This window comes from Pseudarthrobacter sulfonivorans (assembly GCF_014712225.1).
Lineage (GTDB): Bacteria > Actinomycetota > Actinomycetes > Actinomycetales > Micrococcaceae > Arthrobacter > Arthrobacter sulfonivorans.
The window spans coordinates 254,266-269,765 of sequence record NZ_JACXBW010000002.1 but is presented as its reverse complement, the minus strand read 5'-3'; the positions used below and the strand labels follow the sequence as shown (position 1 = coordinate 269,765).

General features: G+C 65.3%; 15 protein-coding genes. 5 read left to right on the top strand and 10 right to left on the bottom strand.

The features are described from left to right. Positions 1–51 precede the first annotated feature (51 nt). On the top strand, positions 52–831 hold the full coding sequence (locus IAQ70_RS03580) for a VWA domain-containing protein (protein WP_190987941.1): 780 nt from the start codon (positions 52–54) through the stop codon (positions 829–831). A gap of 98 nt (positions 832–929) precedes the next feature. Continuing rightward, a complete protein-coding gene (locus IAQ70_RS23145) occupies positions 930–1,565 on the top strand; it encodes a YbjQ family protein (RefSeq protein ID WP_190987940.1) in 636 nt (211 codons plus the stop codon). Between the two features lie 46 nt (positions 1,566–1,611). Here the strand turns inward: IAQ70_RS23145 and IAQ70_RS03570 are convergent, their stop codons facing one another. Then, positions 1,612–2,100, bottom strand: coding sequence for a hypothetical protein (locus IAQ70_RS03570; RefSeq protein ID WP_190987939.1), 489 nt, complete (start codon positions 2,098–2,100; stop codon positions 1,612–1,614). A gap of 327 nt (positions 2,101–2,427) precedes the next feature. Between IAQ70_RS03570 and IAQ70_RS03565 the strand changes: the two genes are divergently transcribed. Both IAQ70_RS03565 and IAQ70_RS23280 read left to right on the top strand, forming a co-directional pair. Continuing rightward, positions 2,428–2,757: a DUF4234 domain-containing protein gene (locus tag IAQ70_RS03565; RefSeq protein WP_190987938.1), complete on the top strand. Its 330-nt coding sequence runs from the start codon at positions 2,428–2,430 to the stop codon at positions 2,755–2,757. A 30-nt stretch (positions 2,758–2,787) separates the two neighbouring features. Then, the gene (locus IAQ70_RS23280; protein ID WP_343998884.1) at positions 2,788–3,504 is read left to right on the top strand and encodes an 8-oxoguanine DNA glycosylase OGG fold protein; all 717 of its coding nucleotides are present in this window, start codon (positions 2,788–2,790) and stop codon (positions 3,502–3,504) included. A 40-nt stretch (positions 3,505–3,544) separates the two neighbouring features. Here the strand turns inward: IAQ70_RS23280 and IAQ70_RS03555 are convergent, their stop codons facing one another. The 9 genes from IAQ70_RS03555 to IAQ70_RS03515 form a co-directional block, all read right to left on the bottom strand. Beyond that, entirely contained in the window at positions 3,545–5,176 is a 1,632-nt protein-coding gene (locus IAQ70_RS03555) for an alpha-amylase family glycosyl hydrolase (RefSeq protein WP_190987936.1), read from the bottom strand. Continuing rightward, positions 5,173–6,090 (bottom strand): carbohydrate ABC transporter permease, encoded by a 918-nt coding sequence (locus IAQ70_RS03550; protein ID WP_223858760.1) that lies wholly within the window; start codon positions 6,088–6,090, stop codon positions 5,173–5,175. The genes IAQ70_RS03555 and IAQ70_RS03550 overlap by 4 nt, the downstream gene beginning before the upstream one ends. Then, positions 6,087–7,184 (bottom strand): carbohydrate ABC transporter permease, encoded by a 1,098-nt coding sequence (locus IAQ70_RS03545; protein WP_223858758.1) that lies wholly within the window; start codon positions 7,182–7,184, stop codon positions 6,087–6,089. Before IAQ70_RS03545 ends, IAQ70_RS03550 begins: the two co-directional genes overlap by 4 nt. Positions 7,185–7,266: 82 nt before the next feature. Further along, positions 7,267–8,580: an ABC transporter substrate-binding protein gene (locus IAQ70_RS03540; protein WP_190987935.1), complete on the bottom strand. Its 1,314-nt coding sequence runs from the start codon at positions 8,578–8,580 to the stop codon at positions 7,267–7,269. Between the two features lie 121 nt (positions 8,581–8,701). Further along, positions 8,702–9,703, bottom strand: coding sequence for a LacI family DNA-binding transcriptional regulator (locus IAQ70_RS03535; protein ID WP_190987934.1), 1,002 nt, complete (start codon positions 9,701–9,703; stop codon positions 8,702–8,704). 130 nt (positions 9,704–9,833) lie between these two features. Then, on the bottom strand, positions 9,834–11,327 hold the full coding sequence (locus IAQ70_RS03530) for a permease prefix domain 1-containing protein (RefSeq protein WP_223858756.1): 1,494 nt from the start codon (positions 11,325–11,327) through the stop codon (positions 9,834–9,836). Next, complete coding sequence (locus IAQ70_RS03525) at positions 11,324–11,686, bottom strand: PadR family transcriptional regulator (RefSeq protein WP_190987933.1); 363 nt, start codon at positions 11,684–11,686, stop codon at positions 11,324–11,326. The genes IAQ70_RS03530 and IAQ70_RS03525 overlap by 4 nt, the downstream gene beginning before the upstream one ends. Before the next feature lie 207 nt (positions 11,687–11,893). Further along, the gene (locus IAQ70_RS03520; protein ID WP_190987932.1) at positions 11,894–12,850 is read right to left on the bottom strand and encodes a lipid kinase; all 957 of its coding nucleotides are present in this window, start codon (positions 12,848–12,850) and stop codon (positions 11,894–11,896) included. Between the two features lie 285 nt (positions 12,851–13,135). Continuing rightward, positions 13,136–14,824, bottom strand: coding sequence for an HNH endonuclease signature motif containing protein (locus tag IAQ70_RS03515; RefSeq protein ID WP_190987931.1), 1,689 nt, complete (start codon positions 14,822–14,824; stop codon positions 13,136–13,138). Between the two features lie 243 nt (positions 14,825–15,067). Between IAQ70_RS03515 and IAQ70_RS03510 the strand changes: the two genes are divergently transcribed. Then, complete coding sequence (locus IAQ70_RS03510) at positions 15,068–15,487, top strand: hypothetical protein (RefSeq protein ID WP_407682559.1); 420 nt, start codon at positions 15,068–15,070, stop codon at positions 15,485–15,487. Positions 15,488–15,500 lie beyond the last annotated feature (13 nt).

The following is a 15,500-nucleotide window of genomic DNA, read 5'->3' as shown; positions in this document are numbered from 1 at the left end:
TCCGACGATCGTCAGCCCACGACAGCACAACTTACCGACAAGGACGTAGCAATGGGACTTTCTCTCGACAAGATCAGCGCCCAGGCGCCGGGGCTTCTTTCACTGGCCAAGACCGCCATCGAGGTGGTCGACCTGTCCGGGCTGAACGGCCAGAAGGCCAAGGTGGCCGTAGCCCTGGACTACTCCGGGTCCATGTACGACGTCTACAGGTCCGGTGCCATGCAGCGGCTGGTCGAAAAAACGCTCGCCCTGGCGACGCAGTTCGACGACGACGGGTCCATCGACTTCTTCGTCTTTGACTCCACGGCCGCTTACCTGGGCGAGATCAGCATTACTGACTTTGCCGGTTCCGTCGACCGATTGACCAGGGGACGGCGGATGGGCAGCACCAACTACTCCGATGCCTTCCTGACCATTCGGAACCATTTCGGCTTCGCGCCGCCGGCGCCGCCGGCCCCGCCCAAGAAGGGATTCTTCGGACTCCGCAAGGCACAGCCTGCGCAGAGCGGGGCACCGGCGTCCAAGCCTGCGGACATGCCCGTCTACACCCTGTTCCTTACTGATGGCAGTCCGGACAACAAGAAGGCTGCCATTCAGGCCCTGACCGAGGTATCCACTGCCCCCATTTTTTGGAAGTTCCTGTCCATCGGCGAGCAGCCGATGGAATTCCTTGAGCAGCTGGACACGCTCCAGGAGCGCTTTGTGGATAACGCCAACTACGAGCCCATCGGTGACGTGGACGCGATCGGCGACTCGGCGCTCTTCGAGAAATTGCTGGAGGAATTCCCAGGCTGGATAAGGCAGGTCCGCTCCTTGGGCCTTATCAAATAGCGCTTCCACAGCGCGCGATGGTCGGTCACTATGAAGCTTGATCACGATGTCGAACCCGATAATCAGAACACCCAGAAGCATCTACGAGAGAGAATTACGTGAAAACCAGAGAAATCGCGAAGAACTACCAACTTGACGCCGCTGCTTTCGACCAGTGGTTGAAACAGTCTGGTTTGCAGTACAAGTCCGGGATGACTGGCCTTAGCGTTGACGACGGCGTCAACGCGGACGAGATGGTTGGCAATTATAAACAGCACCTGGCCCAAGAGAAAGCACGGAACGCCGGGGAGCAGGAGCGCCGATCGGTAGAGCAGATCAAGGCGAAACAGGCTGAGCTAGCGAAACAGCAGGCCATGGCGGTCATGCTTATTAGCTCCGGTTTCAACTTTGAGGGCTACACCATCACCAAGTACTCAGGCTATATCTCTGGCGACGATGCAGTATCGATGGACCGCCCAACGCATGGCTGGCTTGGGCGCGGGAGCAAGGACGTCGGCGCAGACCTGCTGTCGGGACTATCGCAAATCAGGCGAAATGCTCTAGCGGAATTGAAAGAAGCAGCTTACGCACTCGGATGCAACGCTGTGATCGGAGTGGATTTCGATTACCTGACCATGGACCCCGAGACTGCGAGTAGTTCGGGCGGGACGCTGTATCTGCCATTTTTGTTTGCAGTGACCGCGAACGGCAACGCTGTAGTGATCGAGAAAAACGAACCCGCTGCTTTGGTGTAGCGGGCCGTTTCGCGTAGAGGACTTTCCTCTGTAGCTTCGCTGGAGGCTAGTGAGGTTTGGGGCCTCTGAGCCGGGGGTCGGTGAGGTCATAGTTGACGCCGATCGACCGCCCCCGCGCGAAATGGGCGTTGGCGATTTCACTGACAACCCGGCTGCTCTTCTCCGGATAGGTCAGCCGGATCCACTCGTAGTCCCACTCCTGCATGTCCCGTATGTGGCGGGCTTGTTTGGCGGCGCGTATCTGGACAGTGAGATCTTCACTGACGAGGGGTGGGTTGCGCGGGGTCATGACCGGTGGGTGCTCGAGTGGACGGGCCGACTTGGGCGAGCGCGCCGTGGCCGGACGGTTCGGGGTCCTGGCGAAGCGGACGATTGCCACGGTCAGCCCAACCACACCGAGAACGATCAGGAGAACCCACCAGAACTTGATGAGGAGCCCGATCACGACGAGAGCGAGGAAGAAGCCGAAGGGGCCACACCCGGCGGCGGCGGCGCCGGCGCCTGCGCTTCTTGAGCGACGACGTTTACTTGCCATGCCGCATTATCCCACCTGGCGCCGACAATCTGTGAGGGCAGAAGGGCTCAGGGCCAGCGAGCTTGAAAAGGAAAGCGAGCTTGAAAAGGAAAGAATGGGCAGGCTCTTCACTTGTGGGTTCCCCGTGGAACTGGCCTCTTCCACAGTCTGCGCCGGAAGTCGTTGCAACTCAGAAATGTGACGCCCCGCCGAGGATTCCCTCAAGATTTACACAAGTTGAGCAAGACGCCAGTTGGCCGGGATATTTTCATTGGGGGATAATCGACGACCGCCAATGGCGCGCTAAGTGATACTCCGAGGTCCAAGAACTCACTCAATAGGAGCATCATGAAATACCGCAGCATTGCAGCACCGCTACTTTTGCCTCTCGTCACGTTCGGCATCTACTCCTTGGTATGGAGCGTAAAAACAAAGAATGAGATGAATAAGAACGGCACCGCAATCCCCACCGCATGGCTGCTGATTGTGCCGATCGCTAATATCATCTGGCTCTGGAAGTACTCCGTAGGCGTCGAGGTTTTCACGGGCCGGGCGCTGGGACGCCACGCAGCCTTTTGGATGATGCTCCTCTTGGGTTCCATCGGCTCGGCTATTGTGCAGCACGAGTTCAACCGGAAAGTTTCCCCGGCTCCGCTCCCCACGCCGGTGTCTGTCTGAATTGAACGGGACAAAAGGGAAAAGCCTCGCATGACATTTAGCGTGCCAGTGCAGCTCATCGAATGGCTCCGCACAAGAACCCGCAACGAAACGATAGACAACCACCGAGTCCTTGTTAATTTGGACTGGTGGAATCGACAACCTGAAACAGCGAGTCATTCTGTTACGGGTACTCTCGATGACGGTTCGCTAGCGGTGCGGGGGAAGGCATCAATCAGCCGAGGCGAGCTCTTCAGACTCGCCCCTGGCCCTGAAGCCGACCCGTTGCAGTTTCTATGGCCTGTGATTGCATGGGGAACTGGAACGCGGCACCGCCTAAATCTCCGCCGCATTCAGGCCGTCTACCAAGACAGGGCGCGTGCCGAAAAGATCCTCCGCATAGCAATTCGGGAGGCATCGGAATCAGCACGCCAGGGATATTTGTCCATGCGTGGTCCGCGCAACACGAACGCGCTCAAGTATGTGGGCCCGGCTTTCTTCACCAAGCTCCTGTACTTCGCCGGGGCTGGCAATCCCGACCATCCGTGCTTGATTGTGGATGAACGAGTCCTAGCCACACTGAAGGCGACGTCCTGCACCGATGACAGGCGGTTCTACTACAAGTACGGCTACCCGGTGGCGACCTACGAGGCTGCCGTGGGCGTCCTACAGACGTGGGCAACAGTCGCGTCTGATGAGCTCGGTCGAAAAGTCGGGGCTGATGAAGTAGAGCGGTGGGCCTTCGAGACGAGCGGGCGGTTGGTCTGAGGCCTACGTACCCGGAAGCCTCCGACCCCTCCGTGCTACGTCACCGCAGCACCCACGCAGCGTTATCCGGCTGCAGCCAGCCCTCCGTTTCCAGCGGCGCAGCCGTGGCCAGCACGGTCCCGGCGGGCAGCCGCACCGGCTCGGTTCCCATCGCCACCGCAACCAGGAACCTGGGGCTGCGTTGGCAGACCAGCAGGTTCCCGTCCTCCACACGCCAACTGCCGCCGTCGTCCGCGGTGAACACGCCCTCATCCCAGAGCCGGCGGCGGAGTCCGACGGCGGCACTCACCAGCGCGAGCATGGAACCGGGGTCCTGCTGCTGGGTTTCGACCGCGTAAGAACCCCAGCCGGCAGGCTGCGGCAGCCACGGGGCCGCCGCCGACGGCACCGAAGAGAATCCATGGTGCAACGGAGGAGACGCGGTCCACGGGATCGGGACGCGGGCGCCGTCGCGGGTGATGCCGCCGCGGGCCCACATGGGATCCACGCGGGCGTCCACCGGGACATCCACTTCGGGCAGGCCAAGCTCCTGGCCCTGGTAGATGTAGGCGGCGCCGGGCAGGCCGAGCAGCGCCAAAACCGCGGCCCGCGCGCGGCGGGCGCCAAGATCCCCGCCGCCAAACCGCGTCACGGAGCGGACAATGTCGTGGTTCTCCAGCGCCCAGCTGGGCGCCGCGCCATGGAGCTGCCGCGCGGCCTCCAATTCCGTCCCCACGGATGCCCACGCCGCAGGGTCCCAGCCGAGCTTTACGAACGCGAAGGCGAACGCCTGGTGCATTTCGTCGGCGCGGGTGTAGCGGGCGGCGCGGGCCGGTTCCAGGTTGACCTCGCCCACCAGCAGGCGGTGCGGCTGGTATTTCTCGGCGAGGGTCCGCCAGCGCCGGTACACCTCGTGCACGTCCTCCTGGTCCGAGACCAGCGGGTTGGACCGCAGGCCGTCCACTACGGCGGTGGCCGACGGAGCGTCCGGCAGGCCGTCCGCCTTGAAGAGGGCATGCGCGACGTCGATCCGGAGGCCGTCCACGCCCTTGTCGAACCAGAAGCGGAGCACGCCTTCGAAGTAGTCGCCCACCGCAGGGTTCCGCCAGTTCCAGTCCGGCTGCCCGGGGGAGAAGAGGTGCAGGTACCACTGGGTGTCCGTGTCGGATTCCGGGGTGGCGCGGGACCAGGCCCGGCCGCCGAAAACGCTCTGCCAGTTGTTCGGCGGCAGGTCGCTCACCGAATCAGGGCCGGAGCTCCGGCCCTCAACAAAGTGGAACAGCTCCCGTTCCGGCGAGCCGGGCCCGGCAGCGAGGGCCTGCTGGAAGAGGGGGTGGGCCGAGGAGCAGTGGTTGGGGACCACGTCGAGCAGGATCCGCAGGCCCAGCGAGTGGGCGAGCTCCAGGAGGGCGTCGAACTCCGCCATGGTGCCGAACAGCGGGTCCACGCCGCAGTAGTCGCTGACGTCGTAGCCCTGGTCCACCTGCGGCGAGGGCTGGAACGGGGTCATCCAGATCCCGTCCACCCCAAGCGAGGCGATGTAGGGCAGCCGTGCGGCGAGCCCGGCGAGGTCGCCCACGCCGTCGCCGTTCCCGTCCGCGAAGGAGCGCGGATACACCTGGTAGATCACGGCGGAGTCCCACCACTGCCCGGTGACGGTGCCCGCGGCGGGGGCGCCGCCGTCGTGCGTCATTTGCCGGCTCCCGCGGTGAGGCCTTCCACGATGCGGCGCTGGAAGACCAGCACCATGATCACCAGCGGGACCGTGACGATCACGCCGGCGGCCATCTGCTCACCGAAGGGTGCCTGGAATTCGGTGGCGCCGGTGAACTTGGAGATGGCCACGGTGGCGGTCTGGACGGCGGGGTTGTTGATCATGGACAGCGCGATGATGAACTCGTTCCAGCTGTGGATGAAGGTCAGGATCGCGGTGGTGAACACGCCGGGCGCGGCCAGCGGCAGCAGGACCTTGCGGAACGCCTGCCACTTGGTGCAGCCGTCGATCATGGCGGCTTCCTCGAGGTCGAACGGGAGCTGCTTCATGAACGTGGTGAGGTTCCAGACGGCCAGCGGGATGGCGAAGGACAGGTTGGGCACGATCATCGCCTGGTAGGTGTTGATCCAGCCGATGTCCGTGAAGAGGCGCAGCAGCGGCACCACCACCGAGATGCCGGGGAACATGGACGTGGCAATAATAACGCCCAGGATCACCGACTTGAAGCGGAAGTTCAGCCGGGAGATGGCGTACGCGGCGAAGACGCCGAGGACCAGGGCGAACACCGTCGTGGTCCCGGCGACGATCAGGCTGTTGAGGAGCGCCTGGCCGAACATGGTGGAGCCGTCGAACACCTTGACGTAGTTCTCCAGGGAGAACGGCGCGGGCAGGAGGGTGTTGTCGAAAATGTCGGCGGTGCGGCGGAGGCTGGAGACGATCATCCAGTAGAACGGCGCCAGGCAGTAGGCGAAGATCAGTGCCAGACCGGCGTAGACGGAGTAGGAGCGCCAGGTGCGCTTGGCCTTCGGCTGGCCGGCCGCAGCGGCTGCGGCGGTTGGAGCCGACGGTGCGCCGGAATCCGCGGCGGCGTTGCGGAGGTCGGAGATGGTCATCGGGTGGCCTCGGCCTTCTTCTGTTCAGCGATTTCCCGGTCAGCGATATCCCGCGTGCGGGTTGCCTTGGTGCGTGATTTCTTGGACATCAGCTTCAGTTCCTTGGCGCCGGTGACGTCCGCCCCGAGCACCTTCACGAACACGATGGCGACGACGGCGACGTACAGGAAGAGGACCACGGCGAACGCGGAGGCGGAGCCGTAGCGGAGCTGGTTGGATTCGTCCCAGGCCAGCATGGAGAGGGTTTCCACCGATTCCTTGCCGGGGCCCACCAGGACGAAGGGAAGGTCGAACATGCGCAGCGCGTCGAGCATGCGGAACAGCACGGCCACCAGGAGCGTGGGCTTGACCAGCGGCAGGGTGATGGAGCCGAGCTGCCGCCACCAGCCGGCGCCGTCGATCTTGGCGGCTTCGTAGACTTCGGCGGGGATGATCTGCATGCCGGCGAGGACAAGAAGCCCGATGAACGGGGCGGTCTTCCAGACTTCGGCGATGATGACGGCGAGCTTGGAGGCGTTGCCTTCGGCGGTCCAGAGGACTTCGCTGCCGAGCAGGTTGTTGGCGATGCCGTCGGACTGGAAAATCCAGCGCCACAGCAGGCCGGAGACGGCGGTGGGCACGGCCCAGGGGACCAGGATGCTGGCGCGCAGGAAGGACCGGCCGCGGAAGGCGCGGTTCATGGCCAGGGCCATGCAGAGGCCCAGGACGGTTTCGAGGAACACCGTGGTGACCGTGAAGAAGGTGGTGTTCGCGAACGCGTTCAGGAAGCGCCGGCCGGATTCGCCCACAAAGAGATCGGCGTAGTTGGCCAGGCCCACGAAGGATTCCACCTCGGAGACGAAGCCGTCCGCGTCCAGGCCGGATTCGGCGCGGAACAGGGACTGGTGCACCGCGGACAGCAGCGGGTACATGATGACCAGGGCCAGTACCAGGATGGTGGGGGAGAGCAGCATCGCGGCCATGCGGCCTTCGCCGGGGGAGCGGTTGCCGCGTTTGCGCCGTGTGGTTGATTGGCGCGGCGTGGCTGGCCGGGGCGGGGTGGTTCGCTGGAGTGTGCCGGTCTGCGCGCCGGGGGACGGGACGGTGGAGGTCATGCTGGGTACCTAACTGGAGTTGCAGTGTGCCTGGCCGGCCGTGGTAGGACCGGCCGGCCAGGCAAGTGGTCCGGACTGCGGGTTACTTGGACAGCTCGGTGAGCTTGGCCTGCATGTCGTTCAGGGCGGTGTCCGTGTCCTTGGCGCCGGTGATGGCGGCGTAGGCCTCTTCCTGGATGGCCTTGGTGGTGGCGCCGTACTGGACCACCTTCGGGCGCGGCTGGGCGTTGTTCAGGGAAGTCAGCAGGGTGGGGAAGAACGGGCGCTTGGCGACGACGGCGGGATCCGCGAACAGGGAGGCGTAGACCGGGGCGCGGGAGCTGAGCGCGAGGCGCTTCTGGGCCTGCTCCTCGCTGGTGAAGAACTTGACGAACTCCAGCGCCGTGGCCTTGTTCGGGGTGAACGGGGAGACGGCCAGGCTGCGGCCGCCCAGGGTGGAGACGCCGGGGCCGTCGGTGCCGGGGATGGAGGTGATGTCGAACTTGCCGGCCACCTTGCTGGAGCCGTCCGTGGCGCTCAGGGAGGCGTGCAGGAACGGCCAGTTGCGCATAAAGACGAGTTTGCCGTCCTGGAACGCGCGGCGGCCCTGCTCTTCGAGGTAGGTGATGGCGTCGGACGGGAAGAGCCCGTCCTTGAAGCCGTCCACCAGCAGGTTCAGTCCCTTCTTGGCTTCGGCGGTGTTGACGGTGGGCTTGCCTTCGGCATCCACCACCGTGCCGCCGGCAGAGGCCACGGCCTCGGAGAAGTTGACGGTGAGGGCCTCGTTCTTGTCGAACTGGCCGGTGTAGCAGGACATGCCGGCGGCTTCGGGGAGGGCCAGGATCTTGGTGCAGGCTGCCTTCATCTCGTCCCAGGTCTTGGGCGGGGCGGCGATGCCGGCGGCCGTGAGCAGGTCGGAGCGGAAGTAGAACAGGGCGCCGTCGGTGTAGTAGGGGGCGCCCACCAGGGAGTCGCGGTACGTTGCGGCGTTGACGGTGGCGGGGATCATCTTGTCCGTGGGGACGGCGTCCTTGGGCAGCGGCATGATCCACTTGTTGGCGGCGAACTCGGAGGTCCACACCACGTCCAGGTTCAGCACGCTGAAGGTGTCCGACTTGATCTGGGCGTTCTGGATGAGCTGCTGGCGCTGCTGGTCCGCGGAGTCGGGCAGTTCGATGAACGTGACCTTCTCCTCCGGGTGCGCGGCATTCCACTCCTCGATGGTCTTGTTCGCGGCGCCGGAGGCATCGCGGTTGGAGACGTAGTTGATGGGGCCTTTGCCTTCGAACGCCGCCGCGCTCTGGGCGGCCTTCGGCTCGGTGGCGGTTCCGCCGCACGCGGTGAGGCCGACGGCGGCTGCCGTCACCAGTGCGGTGGTGGTGAAAAGTGTCTGCCAGGTGTGGCGACGCTGCCTCATGTGTTGCTCCTTCAGTGGGGTTCTTGCGAGGTGTGGTGGTTGGTTTAGGGCGCAGGGGATCACGACGACGGCGGCACCAGGAAGTGCCGGGCGTTGCCTTGGGGTGGTGGCTGTGTTGGGGTTAGGTCTGTTGGGCAGGCCGGGAGACGGCGGGCGGCGGGGCGGTGGAGCCCCGTTCGATGAGCTTGTGGGGCATGATCCGCGGCCCGAGGTCGCGGGAGCGGAGGAGTTTCTTGACCGCCATCCGGCCCATTTCCTCCAGCGGCTGGGCCATGGTGCTCAGGGCCGGGTGGACGTGCAGCGCGGTGGAGGTGTTGTCGAAGCCGAGGACGGAGACGTCTTCCGGGACCCGGCGGCCGCGTTTCTGCAGTTCGTTCACCACGGCGGCGGCCATCTCGTCGCTGACGGCGAAGACGGCGGTAAGTCCAGGGTCCTGCTGCAGCAGGTGGTCCAGGCCCGGGGCGCCGCTTTCGTAGAAGAAGTTGCCGGTGGCGGTGACGGGTTCACACCTGTCCTCGGCCATGGCCTTGAGGTAGCCGCGCTGCCGGGGTTGGGCAACGAAGATGGACTCGGGGTCGCCGGTGAGGAGCCCGATGCGGCGGTGGCCGAGTTTCAGCAAATGACGGGTTGCGTCGTAGGCTGCTTTCTCGTCGTCGATGGCCACGCTGGGTGAGCCGGACTTGTCGCTGATGGCCACGGAGATCACCGGGACGGTGGGTCCCAGCAGCTGCCGGATCTCGGGTTTGATGACCGCGGAGACCAGGATGACGCCTGCCGCCCGGTAGGTGCGCAGGGTCCGCAGGTAGCTGGCGATATAGGCGGACTTGGCGCCGGTGCGGCCCAGCATCACGGCGTAGCCGCGCTCCTGGGCCTCCTCCTCGACGCCCTGCATCACCTGCGAGGCGAGTGCATCGGACACCATGGGCGCGAGGAGCCCGATGACTGAGGTCTGCCGGGTCTTCAGGCCCCGTGCCAGGGAGTCGGTTTCGTAGCTGAGCTTCCGGACCGCCTCCTCCACGCGCTCGCGGGTCTCGTCCGAGTAGCCCACCAGCCCGTTGACCACGCGGGAGACGGTGGCGGGGGATACGCCGGCGTGCACGGCGACGTCCCTGATGGTTACCACTGGTTCTCCTTGGCTCTACTGCGGTCTGACGGCAGGTACGCAAACGGTTTACGTAAACGGTTACGTGACTTGCCTCGTCAACAGTAAGGGGAGTCGTGCCGGAGGCGTGCGTGTTTCGGAAACAACGCCTTCAGGACGCGTTGCGCGGGAGCACGAAACCGGCCCCACGTCCTGTGGAGGCCGGTTTCGGGTGAACATCAGGACTGGAGCGGGAAACCATGAGGGAGCCCAGGCGGGGTAGCCGGGGATGATGCCGTAACTCCGCCCTGCTGTCAGGAGAAGCCGAAGACTGGCGGGAAGACCACAACCACGATGGCGGCCCATGCGCCGTAGACGGGTAGGTACGTCGTCTGCCAGCGCTCAAGCTGTAAGAACGGACGCCGCCGGCGCAGGAATCCGACGCCGAGCCAGGCTGCCCTGAGCAGGTGCACCAGCAGCAGGGGTTCAGGCCGAGGGCGGCGATTTTGTTGGGACTGAAGCCGAATTCGGCGATACGGCTCAGCATCGCGGTCAGCATGACCGCGTTCACCGTAAGGGCCGCGGCGACGAGCACTAACTGCAGGGCATCAGCCAGTCCGGGCGCAGCGAGCGGGTCGCGGGCGGAAATCGAGTAGAGGAGCAGGCACAGCACCAGCACGAGGATCGCGTCCATGAGGATGAGCAGGTCCCGGCTGACGTCAACGATTCCGCCGGCGGCCGCGAACACGCCCAGGAGGGTTAGCAGCATGACGATGGTCAGGGGCGTGAACAGGCGGGTGAGGACGGGGGCGATGTTCTCGACGACGTTTTGCTTGGCCTCGACGAGCCACGCGGCGATGACGAAGGCACCCGGCATGGCGACCGGCAGGATCCACTCCGCCAGGATCGGTTTAAGATCGACGCCCACCACCTGCATGGCCGCGGACGTGAGCCCCACCAGGACGGCGCCGCCCAAGGCCAGGAGTGTGAAGTAGATCGCTAGCTCACCCGTGAACCGGGCGAAGTCCATGCGCCGGCCGTCGGAACGCCAGCTCCCTCCGGCGTAAGCCACCCCGGCCAGCAGCCACAGGACCACCGGGGTGTGCAGGATGGCGAGCAGCTCGGTGGAACCGCCGGAGGCGAACGGGTAGAGGTTGACTACGGTTGCCAGCGCGGCGAAGGGGACCACCAGCATCGCCACCACCCGCAGGGTGAGCTTGCGGGTCCACCCGAGATAACCGGCGAGGAACGGGAAGACCAGCAGGCCGACGTTGCGCGCCTGGGCCGCACCGTCGTCGAGCAAGAACAGCCCGGCCTTGACCGCAATGCCAGCCCCGACGGCGAACGCTAGGACCACCGCCAGCTTGCGCCACTGTGGCGCATCGGCGTGATCGGAAGCTTCCGGGACGAGCACGAGTTGCTTCCACAGCCGGTCGGAGTGCTCGCGGGCAAACTCGCGCGAGACGGCGTCCAGGCTGCCCAGTCGCTTGATCGCAACGAGGAAGGCTTCCTCGTCGTCGAGCCCGGTCGCCTTGCGGTCCGCGATCTGCTCGCGCAGATGGTCCTCCAGTTCGTCGATGTCGGCGACGGAGATCGCCTGGCGACGCTGGACATACCCGCGCCACTGGCCGATCTGGGCCTCCAGGTCCGCGTGCGGTTGCATCATGCCCATCCCGCGGCCGGGGCGGGCGGTTGCTGGGCCGTCTGCCATACCTGGCGCAGTGCCGCGGCGACGACGGACCACTGCTCCTGCCGGTCGGCGAGTGCGTCCCGGCCCGCCAGCGTGATTGCGTAATGCTTGCGCCGACGCCCGGCCTCCGAGGTGCCCCACGACGACGACACGTAGCCGAGCCGTTCCAGCCGGTGAAGCAGCGGGTAGAGCATGCCGTCGGTCCATTGCATGCCACCGCCCGAAAGCTCGCCCACGCGCTTAAGGATCGCGTAGCCGTACAGATCGCCCTCCGACAGTATCCCCAGCACCAGCGGGGTTGCCGAAGCGGCAACCAGATCCTTATCGATGCGCATGGCGCCTCCTATACCTAGAACTGTAAGGTATTGAACCCTAGTAGATCTAGGTATCGCATGCTCGATTGAACATCCAGAAAAAGTTGCTGTTGACCTGAAAGGCGAACATTGCGCCCGAGCGATTGCGAGGAGATGACGATCGGTGAGATGTCCCTTTCGAAAGCGCCGTTACGCACGTGTAAGCCCTTACGCACGTGTAAACAGTTCTCAAATTGGCGGCCAGTTCGCGGCGCCCGGTCCGTCGAACAATGCGCTGGTGCTGCTTTGGGGCACCACGACGTGGACGGCGTTGCGCTGGATGGTGAAGTCGGCCGGCGTGGTGGTGGCGATCTCGCCGTCGAGGTTCACCGGCAGCGGCGGCTCGGTGACCAGCCGGACATGCCGGCTGGTCAGGTGGTACACCCGGTCGTGCTCGATGAAGCTGCCGTCCTTGAGCAGCCGTGCGATGCTCACATGCTCCCGGAGCGGGCCGGCCAGGATGGCGTAGATGTCAAGGAGATGGTCATCGATCCCTGCGGTGGGGGAGACCGTGTTGCCGCCGCCGTAGTGCCGCCCGTTGCCGACGGCCACCTGAAGCAGGTCCCCGAGCTCCAGCGGCTCGTGGTCCCCGTCCGGGAACTCGAGACGGGCCCGAAACGGCTTGTGCCGGGCGTAGGCCCGCAGCGTCGCGATGCTGTACGCCAAGGGCCCGATGTACCGCTTCAGGCGGGGGCTCAGTGCCTCGGTAACAGCCACCGACAAGCCCACGGACGCGACGTTGAGGAATGGCTCACCGTTGGCCCGGCCGAGGTCGATGTCCACCACCTTGCCTTCCGCGACGGCAGCGCACGCCTTGGCAAGATTGTTCGGTATCTCCAGCGTGCGGGCGAAGTCGTTGGCGGTGCCCAGCGGCAGAACGCCGAGCACCATGTTGGTGCCGACAACCCGACCGGCGGCGTAGGACACCGTCCCGTCGCCGCCGCCGACAACCACCAGGTCGTGCCCGTCGGCAAGCACCCGGTCAAGCGTCCCTGCCAGGTCCGCACCCGACAGCACGGGGTGCACGGCGGAGATGGGCACGCCTGCCTTGCGCATCGTGTCCACGGCTAGTTCGTGGGCCGCGCCGCGGCGTGATCCGGCGTTAATCAGCACGGCGGCAGAGCGGGCGTCCCGGGCAGCTTTCATGTGGGCCATCGTAGGCGGCGGACCTGTGGGTTTCCTATGGCGCCGGCTAAAGCGTACGACGGCGGCGCGTGAGTTCCAGCCGAAGGAACCTGGCGGGGAGCCACCGGCCACGGCGGGCGAACCGCCGTCGGACCAGGACCAACGCCGCCTGAACGGGTGGTTACATGCCCGCCTCTCCCTTGGGTGACCGTTCATCCGGCAGGCAAGCGTGCTCCACCGCCCTCGCGCATGTCCTCAAAACCCGCGCCTCAGTACGTGGTTAGAGCACCTTGAAGATGTGGCCCATCATCCGGACAAAAGCTGGAGCAGCAGCCCTTCCAGCGGACTGACCTGGGATGAACCATTTTCCGGTGGACTTATTTCCGACCCACTGAATTTGGGCGGGTCGATTTCCGAGGGACTGATTTGGGGCGGGAGGACTCCCGGCGGCCATTGGGGTGGTTCGCGGTCGGGTTGTTCGGCTTGGTAGTGGCGGCCGGTGGGTGATGTCCAGCCGGGCGGTTCATCTCTGGTTGAGGCAGTTGGTGTCCATCCGCTGTTGTGTTTCAGGCGGTGATGTTTTGGGCAGAGCTGTGCGAGGTTGCTGATTCCGGTGGTTCCGCCGTGTTGCCACGCCTGTAGGTGGTCGGTGTCGTTGTCGAAGGAGTTGTTGTTGCAGCCGGGGAAGACGCACTTGCCGTCCCGCAGCTGCAACGCTTTTCTCATCGCCTTGGTGAGTCGATAACTGGTGCGACCGATTTCCAGGGGTGTTCCGTCGCTGGGGTCGAGCAGGACCCTGCGGAAGGATTCGGCGCCGCCGGCAAGGAGCTGACGGGCCATGGAGGCGGGAATGGGCCCGTAACCGTCTAGCTCTGCGGGTTCGTCGGTGAGGCCCAGGAGTGCGAAGTACGGGACGGTGACGAGAACCTCGGCGCGGGGCGTGGGGACCTTGCCTGCATCCGGATCCGTGGTGGTTCCGCTCAACACCGGTTCAGCCTGGTCCGGGCGGTCACTGTTTGCGACGGTATCGAAGCTGTAGAACCCTGTCATGGGCTCATCGGAGCCGACCAGAGTGGCCAGGCCAAGCGGGTTCTCCTGCGCATCGCCGTCGCCTTGGAGGGAGACGGTGGCGGGGATGGTGGCGGCGGCTGTCCTGTTGGTGAGGAGGCGTCTGGCGAAGTCGTCGGACTTGAGTTGGGTGAGGGTGCGGGGTTCGTTGGGGCCTTGGAGGCTTCTGGCGGTGGCAGTGAGGTCGTTCAAAATCGCCAGCGCTTGGTCGGCGGGCAGGTAGGCAGCAATCCAGGCCATCCCGTCACGGTCCGGCGTGAATTCCACGCGCCGATCCGCCACGCCCTTGCGGTGGCGCTTTTCGATCGATTCCGGGTGGTGTCGTTCCCGCCAGCCCCGTAGCCTGGCCCGCAACCGGGCCGGCACCAGTTCCGGCGCGGGGCAACCCCTCGCCTGGTTAGGGGCGTCTGGGTCGAGGAAGTGCTCCACCAAAGCGGCCGCGGCGGGATGGTCCAAAGCCTCGGTCTCGTCGGCGAAGATCCGTGCCTGCTGCCAGGAGAGGCCGCCTGTGGCGAGGGCGTCCATGACCGGCGGCAATGCACACAGCTGCCGGGACTGATCCACGAACGAGGACGCGGCCCCGGAACCGATGGTCAGGATCCCGCCGATTTCTTCAACCGTGGACATCTCGGTGTAGGTCCGCTCGTGCAGGGTTGCGTCTGGTGGGATCATCGCGTGTTGCAGGTCCATGGCTTCGGCTACGGACCTGGCCTTCCGGGCTGCGGCCTGGGCCTCCAGCTTCTTTTCCAGCCCCATCCGTTCCAGCCGAATTTCGTACGCCCGCGCCAGCACATCCACACCGTCCCCGGCCACAGCCGAAGCGCCGGCGGAGGCGAGGGCAGCGTCATCGGCATCGAGCGCGGCGAGAGCAGCAACGGTGGCATAAATAGCCTCCATACCTGCCCCCGTCCCCGCACTGGTTCCCATACGAACATCATCCAGCGGGGGTACGACAATTTGGCCGGCAGCCATTGACGGCCCGGCCAAAGCAGCAGACTCGGCAGGACGCAGCGCCCGCTCGACCCCGCTGCCCGTTCCGTCAGTGCCCATAAGAACATCATGAGCTGGGGGTCTGACATCAGGCCGCCAGCACGGTGGTGCTCGCGGTTCCCGCGTCCCTGGCGATAGCGGCGGGCAGCGTCCCGGCAATGCTGCTGGGGCTGGCCCTCATTGCCCTCCCGGTGGGCGTTCTCGGTCCCGAACCTGGCCTCGGCGCTGCCGGCGCTGTTTCCCACCGAGCACCGCTATACCGCCATGGGGATCGCCTACAACCTGGCGGTGGCCATCTTCGGCGGTACGGCCCCGTTCATCATCGTCCTTCATCGAGCTGACCGGCGACGACATGATGATTGCGTACTACCCCATGGCCGTGGCCGCGATTGCCGCCGTGGGCCTCTACTTCCTTCCCGAATCGGCCGGCCGCACCTGCCCGGGTCCATGCCGAGTGTGGAGTCGGAGGAAGCGGCCCGGAAGCTGGTGGAGACCCAGGACAGCAACCCGCTGCTGGACGTGGACTCGATGCCGTTCGAGCAGCTTCGAGATCGCGCGGGCGGAGCACAAGGGCCGGCCGGGAATCCGACGGTGATGTGACGCAGGGACGTAC